This is a genomic window from Aeromicrobium sp. (genome assembly GCF_049586495.1).
Lineage (GTDB): Bacteria > Actinomycetota > Actinomycetes > Propionibacteriales > Nocardioidaceae > Aeromicrobium.
Map to the genome: position 1 here is coordinate 1 of NZ_JBAVCB010000241.1, position 2,810 is coordinate 2,810.

A 2,810-nucleotide genomic window follows, 5' to 3' on the forward strand; every position below is an offset into this window, starting at 1 on the left:
GAGAAGGGCCGGCTCCGTGCGCTGGCCCGGTCCGAAGCGCTGGGCCTCGACCAGCGATGAGTGTTCCGCACGCCGACGCCGCGCGCGTCGTGGTGTATTCACGATCTGGCTGCCACCTGTGTGCCACGGCGGAGGCGGTGGTGGCGCAGGTGTGCGATCAGGCCGGTGTTGCGTGGGCCAGGATCGACATCGACAACGACCCGGTCCTGGCTCGCCAGTTCACCGAGCAGGTGCCGGTGACCTTCGTTGACGGCAAGCAGCACGACTTCTGGCGAGTCGATCCTTTACGCCTACGGCAGGCGTTGTCGCGGCACTGACGGTCCGTGCCCCCACCTTTTCCGATGTGACCTACGCCACCTCGAGCCGTCTCGATTTTGTTAACGCGTTCACAAACTCGTAAACTGCCGGTGCGCTCGACGCTCTCCTCACGCAGGAAATCCCCGGCGTCGCAGCGGTGGAGACCTGTGACGATTCTGCGCAACACCCAACTGGCCGACGAGCACGGCGCACAGCGGGCTACGCCCGACGCGACCGTGGCCCGGCTTCCTGTGTACCTGCGGGCTCTCACGACGCTGATCGACCTGGGCGTCGCCACGTGCTCCTCCAACGAGCTGGCTGAGCAGGCCGGCGTCAACCCGGCCAAGCTGCGCAAGGATCTGTCCTATCTCGGTTCCTACGGCACCCGCGGGGTCGGCTACGACGTGGAGTACCTGCGCTACCAGATCGCGCGGGAGATCGGCCAGACCCAGGACTGGGACGTCGTCATCGTCGGCGTCGGCAACCTCGGGTCCGCCCTGTCGGCCTATCAAGGCTTCAGCACGCGCGGCATCCGCGTGGCCGCCCTGGTCGACTCTGACCCGTCCCGCGTCGGCACCGTCGTCTCGGGTATCACCGTCACCTCGCTGGACGACCTCGACGCCGTCATCGCCGACCGCGGGGTGTCGATCGGCATCATCGCCACACCCGGTGAAGCCGCCCAGCCGGTCGCTGATCGACTCGTGGCCGCTGGCATCACCAGCATCCTGAACTTCGCACCGGCCGTCGTGCAGGTTCCCGAGGGCGTCGATTTGCGCAAGGTCGACCTGTCGATCGAGCTGCAGATCTTGGCGTACCACGAGCAGCGCAAGGGCGCCGCCTCGCCCACGGTGGGGGAGGCATCCCGATGAGCGTCCTGATGGTGGGCATGTCCCACAAGTCCGCACCCATCGAGGTCCTGGAACGCGCCTCGTTGGACGTCGACGCAGCCGTCAAGCTGTCGCACCGTGTGCTCGACACGCCCGCGGTCAGCGAGTCGGTCGTCATCTCCACCTGCAACCGGGTCGAGGTGTACGTCGAGGCCGATCGTTTTCACGGCTCGGTCGACGAGGTCTCGCGCCTGCTGGCCGAGCAAGCCGGGCTGGACCGCGACGAACTCGTGCAGCACGTCTACGTGCACTACGACGACGCCGCCGTCGCCCATTTGTTCGGTGTCACCTCCGGTCTCGACTCAATGATTCTCGGCGAGAGCCAGATCCTCGGTCAGGTGCGAGACGCGCTCCACGCGGCCCAGGCTGAGTCCACGGTCGGGCCGGCTCTCAACGCCTTGTTCCAGCAGGCCCTGCGCATCGGCAAGCGGGGGCACAACGAGACCGGCATCGACCGACTCGCGCCGTCGATCGTCACCGCTGGCCTTGCGGTCGCCGGTGATGCCGTCGCGGCTGACGACTCGCGGTTCCTGGTCGCCGGTGCCGGCACGATGGCCAATCTCGCGGTCCGCACCCTGATCGACCGCGGCGTCACCCCGCAGCACATCATGGTCGCCAACCGCACGTACCAGAGCGCCTTCGCCCTGGTCGCGACCCACGGGGTCAGCGCCGTCCGGTGGGACTCTCTTGACGTCGAGCTGGCCGCCGCCGATGTCGTCATCAGCTGCACCGGCGCCAGCGGCACCGTGTTCAATCGCGATCGCATCGAGCGGGCCACCGCTGGCGGCCGGGGCATGACCCTGATCGATCTGGCTCTGCCACGCGATGTCGACCCCACGGTCGCCGAGCTCACCGACGTACGCCTGGTGGACATCTCCATGCTCGCCGCGCTCGGGTCCGAGAGCTCGCTGTCAGCCGACGTCGAGCAGGTCCGCTCCATCGTCGAGGACGAGGTGCGCTCGTTCTTGGCGGCCAAGTCCGCTTCGCGCGTGACGCCCACCGTCGTGGCGTTGCGCACCATGGCCACGGACGTCGTCTCCGCAGAGCTCGACCGGCTTGAGTCGCGCATCGGCCATCTCACCGAGGACCAGCAGGCGGCCGTCCGTCAGGCGTTGCACCGCGTCGCCGACAAGCTGATCCACACCCCCACCGTGCGGGTTCAGCAGCTCATCGAGGACCCCGCCGGACTCACGTACGCCGCGGCCCTCGCTGACTTGTTCGCCCTGGACCCGTCGGCCGTCGAGGCCGTCACCCGGATCAGCGGTGATGAGTCATGACGACACTGCGGATCGGCACCCGGGCTTCTGCCCTCGCCACCACTCAGACTCGGCAGATCGCGGATCGGCTCGTCGCCGAGACCGGCGTCGAGGTCGAGATCGTGTTGATCTCCACCGAAGGCGATCGCAGCATGGCTCCGCTGACCACGATCGGTGGTCAGGGCGTCTTCGTCGCGGCCTTGCGCGAAGCGCTCGTCGACGGGCTGATCGACGTCGCCGTGCACTCGCTCAAGGACCTGCCGACCGCGGTGCACCCCCAGCTCCGGCTGGCTGCCATCCCAGTCCGTGAAGATCCGCGCGACTGCGTCATCGCCCGCGATGGCCTGACTCTTGGCGAGCTGCCCCAGGG

Annotated in this window: 3 protein-coding genes and 1 pseudogene; all 4 read left to right on the top strand. The window is 68.0% G+C overall.

The window, feature by feature from the left end:
- Positions 1–317: glutaredoxin family protein (locus WB508_RS12335; protein WP_423845177.1), on the top strand; the 317-nt coding region annotated here is incomplete at its 5' end.
- A 147-nt stretch (positions 318–464) separates the two neighbouring features.
- Positions 465–1,166 (top strand): redox-sensing transcriptional repressor Rex, encoded by a 702-nt coding sequence (locus WB508_RS12340; protein ID WP_423845178.1) that lies wholly within the window; start codon positions 465–467, stop codon positions 1,164–1,166.
- Positions 1,163–2,461, top strand: a complete 1,299-nt coding sequence (locus WB508_RS12345; protein WP_423845179.1) for a glutamyl-tRNA reductase — start codon at positions 1,163–1,165, stop codon at positions 2,459–2,461. The genes WB508_RS12340 and WB508_RS12345 overlap by 4 nt, the downstream gene beginning before the upstream one ends.
- Positions 2,458–2,810 (top strand): annotated as a pseudogene (locus WB508_RS12350) (hydroxymethylbilane synthase); the annotation flags it as partial. The gene WB508_RS12345 and the pseudogene WB508_RS12350, both read left to right, overlap by 4 nt.